The organism is Nocardia sp. CY15 (assembly GCF_009829295.1).
Classification (GTDB): domain Bacteria; phylum Actinomycetota; class Actinomycetes; order Mycobacteriales; family Mycobacteriaceae; genus Nocardia; species Nocardia sputi.
This window is the reverse complement of sequence record NZ_VUOT01000019.1, coordinates 122485-137149: the sequence shown is the minus strand read 5'-3', so window position 1 is coordinate 137149 and position 14665 is coordinate 122485. Positions and strand designations below refer to the sequence as shown.

Below are 14665 nucleotides of genomic sequence, written 5' to 3'. Positions count from 1 at the left end.
GATGGGTGCGCGGCTCGTTCAACCGCTTCTCTGTGCAGAAGGATCTCGAATAGCCCTATTCGTCGCCATCACCGCGGAATCACCGACCCGCGTGGCAGCGTAGGTGGGAGGCCGCGATCTGTGAGACGCGGCGGCAGCATCCGCGGCGGGGCGCGCGACGGTCGCGTCCGAACTGGCCGAGCGGCTGTCCGGCCGAGGTGCGGGCAGCTCTCTACTCATCCAGGCTTGTCACACGAAACAGCCGTTGGACGCCTTGCCTCAATGGGGCGGCAGAACGTCGGCAAGGAATGCATTCGCGTCGGAACGAGCGTGCTGCAAGAGTGTGAAATGGGTGGCCGGTGGATAGAACAGCAGTCGGCTGTCGGCGCCGCCTTGCTCGAGTTGCTGCTGTAGCAGCATTGTGGTCGGCATCGGCTGCACGGTGTCCACGCCGCCTTGCAGGAGCAGCAGCGGCTGACGGTATCCGGTCGTAGGTACCGCCATGTAGTCGCGTAGCGCTGTGATCAACGCCGGATCGGACAACGGCTTGGAAAACAGATCGCCGAAGGGGCGGCCCGCGACAGCGTCCCCCGCTGACCGCAAGCATCCTTCACCGGCCTCGGCGAGGGCGAGCACCTGTTTTCCCCGGTCGCTCAGGTAGTCGGTGACGCGTAGATCCGGGCGCACGTGATCGAGGCCGGCCATGATCATCAAGACCCTGATCTGCAGCCCCTCGGGAAGCGGCACCCGCAGGCCGGGGCCGGAGAGCGTGGCGATCAGGTCCTCGTAGTTGCTCGTCGGGGCGTAGGCCACCGTGCCGCGTAGGTCGAGTTCGGGAGCGTAGATCGGTGACAATCGCGCCGCGAGTAGTGCCGAATGCCCCCCGATGGAATGCCCGGCCAGCACGTACGAGTTCGATAGCCCGCGGTCGTGGGCGCGCCCGGCCCGGACGATGTCGAGCACCGCGTGCCCGGCAGCGCGCCCGGCTAGGTATTCGTAGTGTCCTGGTGCGCCGAGCCCGATGTAATCCGTGGCCGTCACCGCGTAGCCCTGTGCCAGGTAGGCAGACAGCTGCGGCGTTTCATCGAAAGTATCCGCGATCCCACCCATGAGATTGGGTGCGCAGCCTTGCGCGATACCGCTGGTGGAATGCCCCCATGACACCACTCGCCAACCGCCTGGAGGGGGATTCCCCGCAGGCAGGTAGATGTTTCCGGCACTGATCTGGGGTTCACCGTTCTGACCGGTGGTTCGGTAGACGAGCCGATACCCTTTGCCGGCCGACGGAATCAGCTCGGCTTCCATCAGCGGTCGGAACGACGTTATCGTTCCCGGCCCGGCAGCGGGCAGTGCATCGGCTGCTGACAATCCGGTCACCGGTACCAGCGATACGGCTGCAAGTACCGTCACGATCACGCGCCGCACGGGCAACGTCCTTCTAGACATGGAGTCTCCTGAGTGAGTGGGTCGCGAGAGAAAAGTTCGGATGGTGTTTCAGCCGCCGGCCGCGTAGCCCTGCATCCCGCGAGGATTGGCGGCCGCCGAGAGCACGTTTGTCTCGGGGTCACGAGCGACAGCGCAGAGACGTCCCTCCGACCAGGCGTCGCCCACGGTGATCCGGTGGCCACGCCGGCGCAGCTCGGTGCGGATTTCGGCGCTGATCCGCGATTCCATCGTCACCGCTCCCGGATTCATCGAACGCGGATAGAACGAGCCAGGGAAACTGTCCTGATGCCAATTCGGTGCGTCGACAGCACCCTGCAGGTCCAAACGGCCACGGACGTTGTCGCGCATGACGACCTCCAGGAAGAAATGCAGGCTCCATTGGTCCTGCTGATCGCCGCCGGGGGTGCCGAAAGCCAAGATGGGCTCTCCGTCGCGTAACGCCATGGACGGGCTGAGCGTGGTCCGAGGGCGGCGGCCTGGCGCGAGAGAGTTCGGTAGGCCAGGTTCCAGCCAAGCCATTTGCAACCGAGTACCGAGTGGGAATCCGAGTTCCTGCACGATCGGATTCGACTGCAACCAGCCGCCGCTGGGAGTAGCGGCGATCATGTTGCCCCAGCGGTCCACGACGTCGAGGTGGCAGGTGTCGCCACGGACGGTGCCTGTCGCGGCTACCGTCGGCTCCCCCGTCCCTGCAGGAAAACGGTCCGGCACAGCGGAAACGGCATACTCGCTCACCCTCGGCGGCCGGCCGTCCGGGCTTCCGGGCCGCAGCTGGTGGGACGCGTCCGGACTGATCGTCGCTCGGCGCTCCGCGTTGTATGCGGGCGACAACAACGCCTCCAGGGACATATCCGTGCAGTCGCCGTACCAAGCCTCTCGGTCCGCCATCGCGAGCTTCGAGCCCTCGATCAGGGTGTGGTAGTAATCGGCCGTGCCGTGGTCCATCTGTTCTGGCAGCAGGGCCAGCTGTTGCAGGAACACCGGGCCCTGGCTCCAGAGACCGGGCTTGGCGATCGTCCAGCCGTTCCAGGTGTAGGTGGCCGGATCTTCGTAGGTCGCAACGTAGTGCACAAGGTCGCTGCCGTTCAAGGTGCCGGTGTGCCGCTCACCCGAAGTGTCCATGGTGGGCTGTGCGGCGGCGGCGGTCAGCGCTTCGGCGATGAATCCCTCCCGCCATGTACGTCGCGCGGTTTCTATCTGGGCCTCGCGGTCCGCATGTGCGGCCTCGGCTTCGGCGATCAAACGCCGCCAGGTTCGTGCCAGGGCCGGGTTCTTCAGCAACTGTCCCGGTGCGGGCGGCTTTCCTCCTCGCAGGTACACCGCCGCCGAGGTGGTCCACTCGGACTCGAAGAGGTTCTGCATCGCAGACAAGGTGCCCCAGACATCCTCGAGCACCGGATGCCCACGCTCGGCGTACCAGATGGCATGGGCCAGTACGTCCGACAGCCGCTTCGTGCCGTAGTCGCGAAGCAGCAGCATCCAGGCATCGAAGGCACCCGGCACCGCCGCGGCCAGCGGTCCGGTTCCGGGTACGAGATCCAGGCCCAGATCGGTGTAGTGCTCGATCGTCGCGCCCATCGGTGCGGGCCCTTGGCCGCACAGTACCTGCGGTGCCCGTCCCGCCGGCGCGAGGATGATCGGAACTTCCCCCGCCGGCCCGTTGAGGTGCGGCTCGACCACGTGCAGTACGAACGCCGCGGCTACCGCGGCGTCGAAGGCGTTACCGCCGTCCTCGAGTATCGCCATCGCGGCCGCCGAGGCGATCCAGTGAGTGGACGAGACCATGCCGAAGGTGCCCTGCAGTGTGGGGCGCGTGGTGAATCTGCCCATTGTGATCCTTCAGAGGAGTTGGTCGTACGAGGTCCTGGGGAATCGAGAACTGATGGGTGGATACGCTGCGTCCGCTCGATCGGTTGGGCGGCGCTCATGAGGTGCTGACCGCGAGGATTTCGCGAGCAGCGCGTTGCCCGGAGTCGACCGCGCCGTCGATGTTCCGGCCCAGCGGGTTGCCGTTCCGGTGCCGGCCCAGTGCAGCGGGCCGGTCGGCCGAGACAGCTGCGATCCGGAGCGCGTCAATGTCGACGGGGTAGTGAAATCTCCGTCGCAGCCGCGAGTCCCCACCACGATGACGTCTGCGAGGTTCGACATTCGCATACATCCAACATCTCAGATACATGATGTATGTGAATGTAGTCTTGTCTGCGTGACTGTCAAGGGACGACGGGCTGAATACACCGAAGCCACCCGGGCCGCCCTCATGGAGACGGGCCGTCGGCTGTTCATAGAACAGCGGTACTCCGAACTCTCCGCCGACGAGATCGCTCCGCTGCCCGCCTGACGCGAGGCGCTGTGAACCACCACTTCGGCGGCAAGCAAGGACTGTTCGAAGCCGTGTTCTGTACGTGCCAGTTCCCTACGCCGTACAGCCGAGTAGGATCTGCGATCGACCGAGCAGCCAGCCGGAAGATGGCGCGGAAACGGGGGTTCAGCCGACCGGGAGTTTCATCACCGGATGGGGGCCCAGGTCGGTGACGTAAACGTTGTCCGCATTGTCGACCGCCACACCCTGGGGATCTTTGAGTCCGGTGAATGGCAACATGGTCGGCTCCGACGCGCCCGGCGCCAACCTCAACACCCGCTCGGTGCCCAATTCTGTGACGTACAGGTTGCCCGCCTTGTCGACCGCCACACCCTGGGGATCTTTGAGCTCGGTGAATGGCAACGTGGCCGGCTCCGACGCACCCACTGCCAACTTCAACACCCGATTGTTACCCCGGTCGGCGACGTATACGTCTCCCGCCGGGTGACCGCCACACCCTGGGGATTCTTCAGGCCGGTGAACGGCAGCGAGGTCGGCTCCGACGCACCCGCCGCCAATTTCACCACCCGATTGTTACTTGTGTCGGTGACGTAAACGTTGCCCGCATCATCGACTGCCACATCCTGCGGGTTCCTCAGGCCGGTGAACGGCAGCGGCGTCGGCTCCGACGCACCCGCCGCCAATTTCACCACCCGATCGTTACCCATATCGGTGACGTAAACGTTGCCCGCATCATCGACCGCCACACCGGTGGGCAGGGTGACGCCGGTGAACGGCAGCGGAGTCGGTGACGAGTAGGCGGGGGCGAAAGCTGTGGGTGGGGGCGAGTCGCCGCCAGCTGATTCCCGCTGGACACCGACGATGACAGCTACGGCGGTCAACACCGTAACCGCGACCGCGGCGGCGAGCAGCATGGCTGTCTTGCGAGACAATCTGATCCGCCGCTCATCTCGGGCGGCCACGCCCCCTGTGCTGCTGGCCGGGGGATCACCCACCGCGGCGCAGGCCGCCGCGGCCAGCTCGCGCACGGTCTGGTAGCGATCATCGGGATTTTTGGCCATACCCTTGGCAATAACCGCATCGAACGCAGTCGGTACATCGGGTGCAGTGGCGCTGGGACGCGGCGGCGGGCTGTTCATGTGTTGGGCGATCACACCCTGCATCCCCAATGCGCTCGCGAACGGCGGCCGGCCGGTCAGGCACTCGTGCAGTACGCATGTCAACGCGTACACGTCCACTCGCGCATCGGCCTTGACCTCCGCGCTGATCTCTTCCGGCGCCATGTAGGCGACGGTGCCGATGGTCTGGCCGACCGTGGTGAGGGTGCGGTCGTCGGCGGCACGGGCGATCCCGAAATCGATCAGCGAGGCGAACTCATCGCCTCCCAGCAGGATGTTGGAGGGTTTGACGTCGCGGTGGACCAGCCCGGCGTCGTGGGCCGCCTGCAGCGCGCCGGCCACCTGTGCGATGATCGCCACTGCCCGACGCGGCGGCAAGGCCCCTTCTCGCCTGATCACCGTGCGCAGGTCGGTGCCCTCGATCAAGCGCATATTCAGATAGAGCCGACCGTCGATATCGCCGAAGTCATGGATGGGGATCACATGCGGCTCGGTCAACTGCGCCACCGCCCGGCACTCCCGGCGGAACCGCTCGCGAAGCTCCTCGTCCTCGGCGAAGCGTTCAGGCAGCACCTTGAGCGCCACCACCCGGTTGGTCAGCGAATCGTGCGCCCGCCACACCTGGCCCATGCCGCCCTGACCCAGCAGCGACAGAAGCCGATAGCGTCCGAACGCCTCTGCTGGCCCTCGAGTGGCATCCCCGCCACCTAGTACCGTGTCATTCATTGTGCCGTCCCATGGCCACCCGACTGGCAAACGGTGAACTCGATTTTTCCAACTCCCGCCCGAGCGGATGCCTCACACTGGTTGATTCAGCCAGGCCAGACAGTCGAGAGCCGGCGCTATGGCGGGGCGAATTCCCAGCCATGCTCGTGCCGACAAGTACGCGGCTGGGCACTACCCGCCACCGGTGCGAGTACGCAGAGCGTGCCCAGAAATCCGCCGACAACCCTGTCGCAAATTCAGTGTACCCCGGACCCATACCGCCGAATTCGTGCTGTGGCAACGACTCGACGACGACCGGGACGGTAAATACACAGGTGTAACTCCCGGCCCGCGTTTCCGAACAGCCTTCGCGGAACTACTTCGGGAACGATTCGGAACTTGATCCGGGATGGTCACGCTCGGCGGGGCCTCCCCCTGCGCTGTGGTTCCGCGTCCTGGGAAGGGGAACGGCCTCGATGGACCATCGAGGGTTGCAATTTGAGTTGAACTCAACTTACCATTCGATCATGGGCAAGACCGCACGCGGAAGCGCCGCTCGCCAGAACCTGCTTCAGGCAGCCGCGGATGAGCTGAGCGAGACCGGGGAGTTGGAAGTCGCGGCGGTGGCACGCCGCGCCGGTGTCAGCACCGGGCTCCCGTACCGGTATTTCGGGACCCGCACCGGACTGCTGATCGCGGTGCTCGAGTCGTTCTACGACCGGCTCTGCGATGCCGCGGCGCTGCGTGAGTACCCCGAATCCAATTGGGCGGCACGGGAACAGCACCGCATCCGGGACTGGGTGGCTTTTCTCTACGGCGAGCCGCTGTCCCCGATCGTGCTCGGCGGTCTGGTCGGCGACGGCGAGGTCGCGGCTGCGCACACCGCGCGGCTGAGCATGCTCATCGAACTCGGCGCCCGCAACATGGCGCGCGCCCAGCACCACGGCGAGATCCCCGCCGATCGTGATCCGGAGTATCTGGCCGCCGCCACCCTCGGCGGCACCAACGCCGTGGTGTCGGTCGCGCTCACGCGCACCCCCCGTCCGACTCCGGAGTCCGTCATCGCTCAGCTCTGGGCCTTCGTCTCCGGAGCAGTCGGACTCACCGACAAGAGAGGACACACACCATGAACCACGAACCCGCCCCTACCGGCACTGTCACCGAACTCGAGGACCTCGGCACCGACCTGGCGGGGCGGCACAAGGCCACCGAAAGCGGCGGTGCCACGGTCGATCCGGCGGTGGTCGATGCCGACATGGCCGCCCTCGAACGCGACGGCTACGTCATCCTCGAAGACCTCATCAGCACCGAGGACTGTGCACGTATCCGCGAGTCCGCCGCAGAACTGCTCGATCACACCGGCCGCAACATCTTCGAAGGGCAACGCACCCAACGCCTCTACAGCGTGCTGGAGAAAACCCGCGACTGCGACCGCCTCGTCGACCATCCGCGGGTGCTGGCCCTGCTCGACAGACTGTTCCTACCGAATTACCTGCTGTCCCAGCTACAAGTCATCAACATCCTGCCAGGCGAGAACGCGCAGCTGCTGCACCACGACGATGGGTTCTATCCGCTGCCTCGGCCCCGCCCGCCGGTCGGGGCGGCCACCGTGTGGGCTATCGACCCCTTCACCCGAACCAACGGCGCCACTGTCGTCATCCCCGGCAGCCACCTGTGGGCCGACCGGCGGCCCACAGCCTCCGACTCGATCGTCAGCGTCGAGATGGCACCAGGGTCGTGCGTGTTCTTCCTCGGCACTCTCTGGCACGGCGGCGGCGCCAACCGCTCCGCACATCCACGACTGGCCGTGACCGCCCAGTACTGCGAACCCTGGCTGCGACCCCAGGAAGCCTTCACCCTGTCCACCAGCCGTGACTGCGCCCGCACCGTCTCCGAAGACATCCGCCGCATGCTCGGCTACAGCATCCACCCACCCTTCATCGGCCAAGTCAACGGCATGCACCCCAAACGCCTACTCGAAACATCTCGAACTCGATGACGGGGTTGCCACCACTGTCCCGTCCGGGCATAGGGGTATTCCCCCTCGAGAAGGCGGCGCTTGCTCGGGTCGCGGTCACCTGTGGCTCCGATGACGACGATGACGTCGCCACCGAACCGGTCGAGCCGGACGACAGCGCTCAGCGACGGACGCGCCGCCAGCTCCGGGAGCGGCCCCCGGTACCGGCGCGCGCGCTGGTACCGAATCCCGCGAGGTGCAGGGTGATCAACAACAGTCCGAGGGTGACGAAGGTACCGCCGGTAATGGCCTCACCGAAGGTGGCATCCGCCAGATCGAAAATGAGCGCGAGACCGAATGCTACGGCTGCGGCGATGGCGAGCATGAGAACCTCCTGATGTCCGTCGGAAACGATGACACCCGAGCAAGTCATCGAGTTCCTCTGATGCGCATACCCGCAAACCGCGTCAACACACAGTTTTGACGCGATCGGCCGACACAACCTGCTACGACCTGAGCTATCCGTGCCAGAAGCCACGGTGCCACGCAGGCCGATCCCACTCGGGCGCACACCACCCTCGACCGCGACGGGCTCGCGCGCGTTGAGGCCCGGTTCGCGTCCTCGCGTTCGAAGTTGCCGAGAATCAGGCCGAATCAAGCACCGTCACAGCATCGGTGTCCAGTACTTCGGCGCGCCCCAGAGGCAGGGTTGCAGCGGCGATGTGAAGGTCGCCTTGGTTCAGGTCGAGCATCAGCGCCCCGAGGGTTGTTTGCAGCCGGACGCGCAACTGGTCGGGTATGTAGTCCATGGTGGCAATCCGTTTGCGATAGTTGAGGAAACTGTGGCATCCGATCGCCTTGATTCCCGCCCGGCGGGCGCTGGCGACAGCGTCGGCCAATGTCCACGATGCGTTTTCGGCGGGCTGGACGATGTCGATGGCGTCGAGGTGTCGTGACCGGATCTGTTCAGGGAAGAACTTCGCTGCGAAGTGGCGGTAGAGAACATATTCCGAAGCACCGGTCCATTTGGTGTGTTCAATCGTCGCCAGGAATGCCTTCCAGAACGGTCGCTCATGCTGATTCTCGACTCGCCGAGTCAGATCCGTCAGGATTTTCCTGTCGAATACCATGTGATGTTGCATTCCGCTGTATGGGTCGACCGGCCGCCACTCGGCAAGCAGCCGGGTCGCTGCGGTGATCGCGGAGTGGCGGGCGGGGATGGCATGTTGACGGGTGCCGAGGCGCCAATGCAGTGGATAACCAAGTGCCAGACAGGATGTGCCATCGCCTTCGACGAACACGACATCGTCGACGAGCGTGTAGTCCGCGTCGAGGACCAGGAGGTGCTGGACCGTACTCGGCAGGATGCGGAAGCAGTTCAGTTTGATCAACTGCTGGCAGTACCAGGACGAATTGTCGTGATCACCGCCTGCCGCGCGCAGGGTCGCCTCGATCGAGGCCGGTGTCGGCGAGACCCCTTCCTCATCGATCCACTGCAGCACGTGGTCGGTCCGCACCTGGACGCGGAGTCGCGCGGACCCGACGACATTCACCGATCGGATCGGATTACGGCAGTGTGTTCTCAGTCCCGTGAGACAGGCATCGAGGCTGGTCAAATCCTTGGCCGCTACCGGGATCATGACGTCGATCGCCGGCAGGTACACAGTTTCGGTGGTCACGTTCAGGCTCTCCCTGGCTGATCGTCGCCGGTAACTATAGCCAGGATTCGTGGGTTGGCGGTCTGGTCGATGAAGATGTTGGTGATGGTCAGAGTGCTCGCCGCTCGTTCTCGCCGATCATGTCGTGGAAGCGGAGCGCCTCCAGATCGCGTACAGCCGAGGGGTTGGCGTGAACAAGCGCCATCGGAGCAGGTTCGCGAGCACGGACACCTCGCGTGCTCGCGGTCGGGACCGCAGTAGGCGTCCACCGCATATCAGTGGCCGATACGGCCGGGGTCGCAACGGATACTTCCACGTCGTCCAGCACGGGCGGCTGCGGTGACGGCGCGGGTCCGCCCCCCTGCAAGTAGGGGCACCCAAGGTGGTAACCGGGGGTGAGGTGGGGGCGATGAGCCAGGTGGAGTTCGTCGAGAGCGGAGGCCGGCGTGGGTCGAGGTATGAGAAGCATTGCGATGGCCGCCATTACGGTGGCCACGTCGATGCTCGGGGTCGGTGCACCGGTGATGGCGCAGGCCGAGCCGGACGGGCTGAGGCATTGCGCGGTCAGCAGTGGACGGGTCCCCGACACGGCGACACCGGAGGAGGTCGGACTCGATTCGGCGGCGCTGCGCCAGGCGGTGGCCCTCGCGGCGGATTCGACGCGCACGACGCTGCAGATCTTCCGGAACAATTGCCTGATCGCGACCGGTCCCGACAACGCACGGGCCGCCGGTGTGCCGTGGAATCTATGGAGCAGCACCAAGAGTGTGGTTTCGATGGTGGCCGGGATCGCGGTGGACGAGCAGCGGCTGCGGCTCGATGACCCGATCGGCGCCTATCTGCCGCCCGAGCTCGGTGATGCCGGACATCGCGCGATCACGGTGCGGAATCTGCTCATCGAATCCAGCGGCATGCGGGTGGCGGTGGCCTCCGAGGGCATCACCGGGCTGGCGCAAATCGACCCGAATGTGGTCGCGCAGGCGTTGGCGATGCCGATCGATCAACAGCAGGGCACCGAGTGGCGCTACAGTCAGCGCGCTGTCGATCTGCTCGTATACGTCATCCAACGTGCGGTCGGCGAGGACTTCCAGACCTACGCTCAGCGAAAGCTATTCGATCCGTTGGGCATTCCGCCGACCGACTACTTCTGGGGGCGTGACCGTAGCGGAAACACCTATGGCTACGCGCATCTCCTGCTGCCACCGGACGATTTCGCCAAGCTCGGCCTCCTGCTCACCAATCGCGGCCAGTGGGGCGGTCATCAAATCATTTCGGGAGACTATCTCGCGCAGGCCGGCCGGCCCACCCCGACGAACCCCTGCTACGGCTTCCTGTTCGTCGTGAACGGGCCGGACTGCGCCAATTACTTTCCTGGTCTGCCGCCGGATGCGATGCAGATGTCGGGGATGATGCGCCAGGACAACTTCGTCGTGCCGAGCCTCGGATTGATGGTCAGCTGGACCGGCGTCACGGTTCCGGGCAGCGCGTTGAGTTTCCCGCACGACGTACTGCGTGCCGTCGGCTCCGCCTTCCGGCAACCCCGCATACCCGCCGCGGCACCCTACGAACAGCAGGCGAATACCCAACTGTCGGATCCGATGATGTCGAATCCGGACGCGACCCTCGCCGCACTCGGTATCGGCCCGATGGCCTACCCGGGCTGCAACCCGCTGTCCTGCCTGGGCAAGCCCATGTCCACGCCGCTCGCGAATTGGCCACCGGGCTGCTTCATCCTCGCCTGCGTCGGCCCGCACCCGGCAACTCCTGGAATTCGGTAGCGGCGCAACATGTTCACACTGGGCCGCCGAGACCGAGGGATTGATGATGCAGCCCGAGCCGGTCGGCGTCGTGTTGCGTGAGTTGCGCACCGACGACACCGAGATGGACCCCGCCCCTTCCCTGCCCCGGCTGTCTTGGTGCTGATGCTGACGTGGAGCCGCCGCAGTGGGAAGAAGGCACCATCCGAGCGGAAACCGTCGCTGATCCAGTTCCGTGGAAACGCGTACGTCGTTGAGCCCCAATGTGTCACGCTGCGGACATGGCTTTCTCGCGGGCAGATCGCATGCGCGTGCTGGTGACCGTCAACCAGTTCGAATCCCACTTTCGGGGGCTGGTCACACTGGCCGACGCGCTGAGCAGGCACGGCCACGATGTCCGCGTTGCGGCACCCCAGAAGTGGGCGGCCTGGCTGCACAGCAACTACGGCGTCGATACCGTAGACGTGGGAATACGGTGGGCCGACCGCGAGTTCGATGCAGCGATTTTCGGGTGTCTGCTCGACCGGGACATAGACGCGTTCGACCGGATGTACATGACGGAGTTCCTCGGTGATCGTATCGCCTTGCGTGTCGCGGAAGACGTACTGGACCTGTCCCAACGGTGGCGGCCTGATGTCGTCTTGCACGAGTGCTCGGAGTTCGGCGGTTACCTGGCCGCGGAGGTGCTCGAAATACCCCACGTCACGGTGGACATCGGCCCGCTGCAGCTTGTGCGAAACCTCCACGAAGACCTGATCCGACCCGCTTTGACCACGCAACGGGCCAAACTCGGGCTTCCGGAAGAACCGCCGACGCCAGGAATCCTGCGACATCTCACGGTCTCCCTGACGCCGAGAGAATTCAATAACGCCGATCTCGACACCCCATTGGTCCGTTACCGGCACGAACCACCGGTACGGCACAATGATCAACTGCTCCCGGAGGTGTTCACCTCGATGCCTGGCGATAGGCCGATCGTTTACCTCTCGCTAGGATCGATCGGCCCCTTCTCACCGCGGTTCAGGGATCGAATGACCGAGATCTACGGGGAGGTCTTCGCGGCTTTGGCCGAGCTCCGGTGTACCGCGGTCGTCTCGCTGCCGTCGCTGTATCAGGACAGATTCCGATCGCTACCAGCACACATCCATGTCCTGCCGTACGTCCCGCAGTCCCTCGTATTGGCGAATGTGGACCTGTTCATCACACACGGTGGATTGAATTCGATGCGCGACACGATAACCTACGGAGTCCCGCAGCTGGTACTTCCCTTCTTCGCCGATCATCCCGGAAATGCACGACGCTGCGAAATCCTCGGCACCGGCATCCACCTCGATCCCATGACCGTCACCGCCTCCGATGTTCTCACTGCCTGCCGGCAAATCCTCGACGACCCCACCTACCAGCAGGCCGCGCGAGCGCTCAAGCGGCATATGTGGGCACTGCCGCCACAATCCGCATTTACCGAAGACCTCAGAGACCTCGTTCCAGGCTTCTCGCACCGGGAGAAATAGAGTGAACGATAGAGACGATCTGATCACGATTATCCGACGGTTCCACAATTCGCAGACCGAGAATCACTTCGTCGCGGGCGTCACCGAGATCCAATCATCCGGCGCCTGCCTCGACGACGACGACAGGGTCGCCGTCCTCGAGGCCGCGCTGGATATGCGTATCGCGGCGGGAATCCTGGCACATCGATTCGAAAGAGAATTCGCCAGAAAAATGGGTCTCCGCAAGGCGCGACTCACCAACTCCGGCTCTTCGGCGAACCTGCTCGCGGTCACCGCATTGACCGCCCCGGAACTGGGCGACTCCCGGCTGTGCCCCGGGGATGAGGTGATCACGGCTGCCGCCGGCTTCCCGACGACAGTGAACCCGATCCTGCAAAACGGGTTGAAACCGGTATTCGTGGATATCGATCCCGCCACATACAACACGACACCTGAGGCCGTGGAGGAGGCAATCGGCCCGAGAACCCGTGCCGTGGTACTGGCACACACACTCGGTAACCCGTTTGCGGTGGCGGAGATCTCCGCGTTGTGCGCGGAGCACGGCATGTTCCTGATCGAAGACAATTGCGATGCAGTCGGCTCGACATACCGGTCACGAGTTACCGGCACCTTCGGCGATCTGGCCACCGTCAGCTTCTACCCGGCACATCATTTGACCACAGGTGAGGGCGGATGTGTGCTGACCAACGACCTGACCACAGCACGCGTCGTGAAGTCTCTGCGCGATTGGGGACGCGACTGCTGGTGTGAGCCGGGCGAAAGCAACAGATGCGGGAAGAGGTTCACCCAGCAGCTGGGCTGCCTTCCCTACGGATACGACCACAAGTACATCTATTCGCATATCGGCTACAACCTGAAGACAACAGATATCCAGGCTGCGCTCGGGCTCTCCCAGCTGGCCAGACTGGACGATTTCTGCTCCCGTCGGCGTCACAACTGGCGTCGGCTTCGCGAAGGCCTGGATGGGATCGACCATCTCCGCCTGCCGGAACCGACCCTCGGTAGCGATCCGAGCTGGTTCGGATTCGCCCTCACGGTGCTGCCGGACGCGCCTTTCGGCCGCATCGACATCGTCAACTTCCTCGAACACCGCAAAATCGCGACCCGTGGCCTCTTCGCCGGAAATCTCCTCCGCCATCCGGCGTACTCGAACATCGAGTGCCGAATATCCGGCAGCTTGGCGGCCAGCGACTACGTCGCCGACAACACCTTCTGGATAGGCGTGTACCCCGGAATAACCGACGAGATGACCGACTACATGGTCGCCTCGATCCGAGAGTACGTTTCGGGCTACCGAGACTCCCCGGTCCGGCTCGTGCCGATCTCCCGCGAGGACAAGCGGTGAACAGGTTGGTGGTCACCGGTGCCGACGGACTGCTCGGCAGTGGGATAACAAGGGCGACGAGCCCGTTTCGTCGCGCTGATCGACAGGTGCTCGGGTTCGGATCGAAAGAACTCGACATCACCGACGCAACAGCGGTGAACGACACCGTCGGCCCCGGCGATGTCGTCATCAACTGCGCGGCCTACACCGGCGTAGATGCCGCCGAGATCGAAGCCGATAAAGCGTTCGCGGTCAACGCGGTCGGCCCGGGACTGCTGGCCCGAGCCTGCGCGAAGAGTGGAGCGCGACTACTGCACATCTCGACCGCCTACGTCTTCGACGGGGCGGCGTCGAGTCCATGGGAAACCTGGTCGCCGACCGTCCCGTCGAGCGTGTACGGAAGATCCAAGTTGGCAGGTGAGGAGGCCGCCCGAGCAGCGTTGCCCGATGTGCGGATCGTCCGCACCATGTGGCTGTACTCGGGGACCGATCGGGATTTCCCGGCCGCACTCGTGCGGAGATGCTCCCGAGGCGAGCGCGTCGCGGTCGTCACCGACCAGATCGCGTCCCCCACCTACGTCGACGATCTCGTGTCCGCACTGTTCGACCTCGTCGCGCACCCGAATCCACCGCACCTGCTCCACGCGACCGGAGGCGGCGCCGCATCCAAATACCGATTCGCTCGTGCGGTCGTCGAAGCGGCGGGACTCGATGCGGATCTGTTGCGGCCTTGCCGGACATCGGAATTCCGAGATGCCGCAACCCGGCCGCGGAATGCCGTTCTGTCGAACGCATCGTGGATCGGAAGCGGCCTTACGCCCCTACCCCACTGGCGTGACGGACTCCGTCGCGCTATCAGAGCTGCAGTTCGTGACGTCCGGTCGTGAACG

General features: G+C 64.7%; 13 protein-coding genes. 7 read left to right on the top strand and 6 right to left on the bottom strand.

The features are described 5' to 3' along the window. Positions 1–258 precede the first annotated feature (258 nt). Both GVY39_RS20855 and GVY39_RS20850 read right to left on the bottom strand, forming a co-directional pair. Positions 259–1425, bottom strand: a complete 1167-nt coding sequence (locus GVY39_RS20855) for an alpha/beta fold hydrolase (RefSeq protein ID WP_159926908.1) — start codon at positions 1423–1425, stop codon at positions 259–261. A 48-nt stretch (positions 1426–1473) separates the two neighbouring features. After that, positions 1474–3255, bottom strand: a complete 1782-nt coding sequence (locus tag GVY39_RS20850) for a gamma-glutamyltransferase family protein (protein WP_159926910.1) — start codon at positions 3253–3255, stop codon at positions 1474–1476. A 373-nt stretch (positions 3256–3628) separates the two neighbouring features. On the opposite strand from GVY39_RS20850, the gene GVY39_RS35005 reads away from it, so the two are divergent. Next, the gene (locus GVY39_RS35005; protein WP_255466234.1) at positions 3629–3763 is read left to right on the top strand and encodes a hypothetical protein; all 135 of its coding nucleotides are present in this window, start codon (positions 3629–3631) and stop codon (positions 3761–3763) included. Between the two features lie 147 nt (positions 3764–3910). Here the strand turns inward: GVY39_RS35005 and GVY39_RS35310 are convergent, their stop codons facing one another. Both GVY39_RS35310 and GVY39_RS20840 read right to left on the bottom strand, forming a co-directional pair. Next, a complete protein-coding gene (locus GVY39_RS35310; RefSeq protein ID WP_369412164.1) occupies positions 3911–4183 on the bottom strand; it encodes a hypothetical protein in 273 nt (90 codons plus the stop codon). Then, positions 4180–5589, bottom strand: coding sequence for a serine/threonine-protein kinase (locus GVY39_RS20840; protein WP_369412165.1), 1410 nt, complete (start codon positions 5587–5589; stop codon positions 4180–4182). The genes GVY39_RS35310 and GVY39_RS20840 overlap by 4 nt, the downstream gene beginning before the upstream one ends. A gap of 506 nt (positions 5590–6095) precedes the next feature. Between GVY39_RS20840 and GVY39_RS20835 the strand changes: the two genes are divergently transcribed. Together GVY39_RS20835 and GVY39_RS20830 are read left to right on the top strand one after the other, a co-directional pair. Continuing rightward, positions 6096–6698, top strand: coding sequence for a TetR/AcrR family transcriptional regulator (locus GVY39_RS20835; protein ID WP_159926912.1), 603 nt, complete (start codon positions 6096–6098; stop codon positions 6696–6698). Continuing rightward, positions 6695–7567: a phytanoyl-CoA dioxygenase family protein gene (locus tag GVY39_RS20830; protein ID WP_159926914.1), complete on the top strand. Its 873-nt coding sequence runs from the start codon at positions 6695–6697 to the stop codon at positions 7565–7567. The genes GVY39_RS20835 and GVY39_RS20830 overlap by 4 nt, the downstream gene beginning before the upstream one ends. Before the next feature lie 139 nt (positions 7568–7706). On the opposite strand, the gene GVY39_RS20825 is transcribed toward GVY39_RS20830, so the two are convergent. Beyond that, positions 7707–7910 (bottom strand): hypothetical protein, encoded by a 204-nt coding sequence (locus GVY39_RS20825; RefSeq protein ID WP_159926916.1) that lies wholly within the window; start codon positions 7908–7910, stop codon positions 7707–7709. A 259-nt stretch (positions 7911–8169) separates the two neighbouring features. Next, on the bottom strand, positions 8170–9204 hold the full coding sequence (locus GVY39_RS20820) for a DUF6492 family protein (protein WP_159926918.1): 1035 nt from the start codon (positions 9202–9204) through the stop codon (positions 8170–8172). Positions 9205–9656: 452 nt separating this feature from the next. On the opposite strand from GVY39_RS20820, the gene GVY39_RS20815 reads away from it, so the two are divergent. The 4 genes from GVY39_RS20815 to rfbD all read left to right on the top strand — a co-directional run bounded on the left by GVY39_RS20815 (position 9657) and on the right by rfbD (position 14662). After that, complete coding sequence (locus GVY39_RS20815; protein WP_159926920.1) at positions 9657–10961, top strand: serine hydrolase; 1305 nt, start codon at positions 9657–9659, stop codon at positions 10959–10961. 260 nt (positions 10962–11221) lie between these two features. Continuing rightward, positions 11222–12451 (top strand): glycosyltransferase, encoded by a 1230-nt coding sequence (locus GVY39_RS34505; RefSeq protein ID WP_159926922.1) that lies wholly within the window; start codon positions 11222–11224, stop codon positions 12449–12451. A 1-nt stretch (position 12452) separates the two neighbouring features. Next, positions 12453–13796, top strand: coding sequence for a lipopolysaccharide biosynthesis protein RfbH (gene rfbH / locus GVY39_RS20805; protein ID WP_223522041.1), 1344 nt, complete (start codon positions 12453–12455; stop codon positions 13794–13796). Further along, positions 13793–14662, top strand: coding sequence for a dTDP-4-dehydrorhamnose reductase (rfbD, locus tag GVY39_RS20800; RefSeq protein WP_159926926.1), 870 nt, complete (start codon positions 13793–13795; stop codon positions 14660–14662). Before rfbH ends, rfbD begins: the two co-directional genes overlap by 4 nt. Positions 14663–14665 lie beyond the last annotated feature (3 nt).

Coding starts and splice junctions, on each gene's coding strand:
- GVY39_RS20850 (WP_159926910.1), bottom strand. CDS start 3,255: ATGGGCAGATTCACCACGCGCCCCACACTGCAGGGCACCTTCGGCATG.
- GVY39_RS20835 (WP_159926912.1), top strand. CDS start 6,096: ATGGGCAAGACCGCACGCGGAAGCGCCGCTCGCCAGAACCTGCTTCAG.
- GVY39_RS34505 (WP_159926922.1), top strand. CDS start 11,222: ATGGCTTTCTCGCGGGCAGATCGCATGCGCGTGCTGGTGACCGTCAAC.
- GVY39_RS20830 (WP_159926914.1), top strand. CDS start 6,695: ATGAACCACGAACCCGCCCCTACCGGCACTGTCACCGAACTCGAGGAC.
- GVY39_RS20855 (WP_159926908.1), bottom strand. CDS start 1,425: ATGTCTAGAAGGACGTTGCCCGTGCGGCGCGTGATCGTGACGGTACTT.
- GVY39_RS20840 (WP_369412165.1), bottom strand. CDS start 5,589: ATGAATGACACGGTACTAGGTGGCGGGGATGCCACTCGAGGGCCAGCA.
- GVY39_RS20825 (WP_159926916.1), bottom strand. CDS start 7,910: ATGCTCGCCATCGCCGCAGCCGTAGCATTCGGTCTCGCGCTCATTTTC.
- GVY39_RS20815 (WP_159926920.1), top strand. CDS start 9,657: ATGGCCGCCATTACGGTGGCCACGTCGATGCTCGGGGTCGGTGCACCG.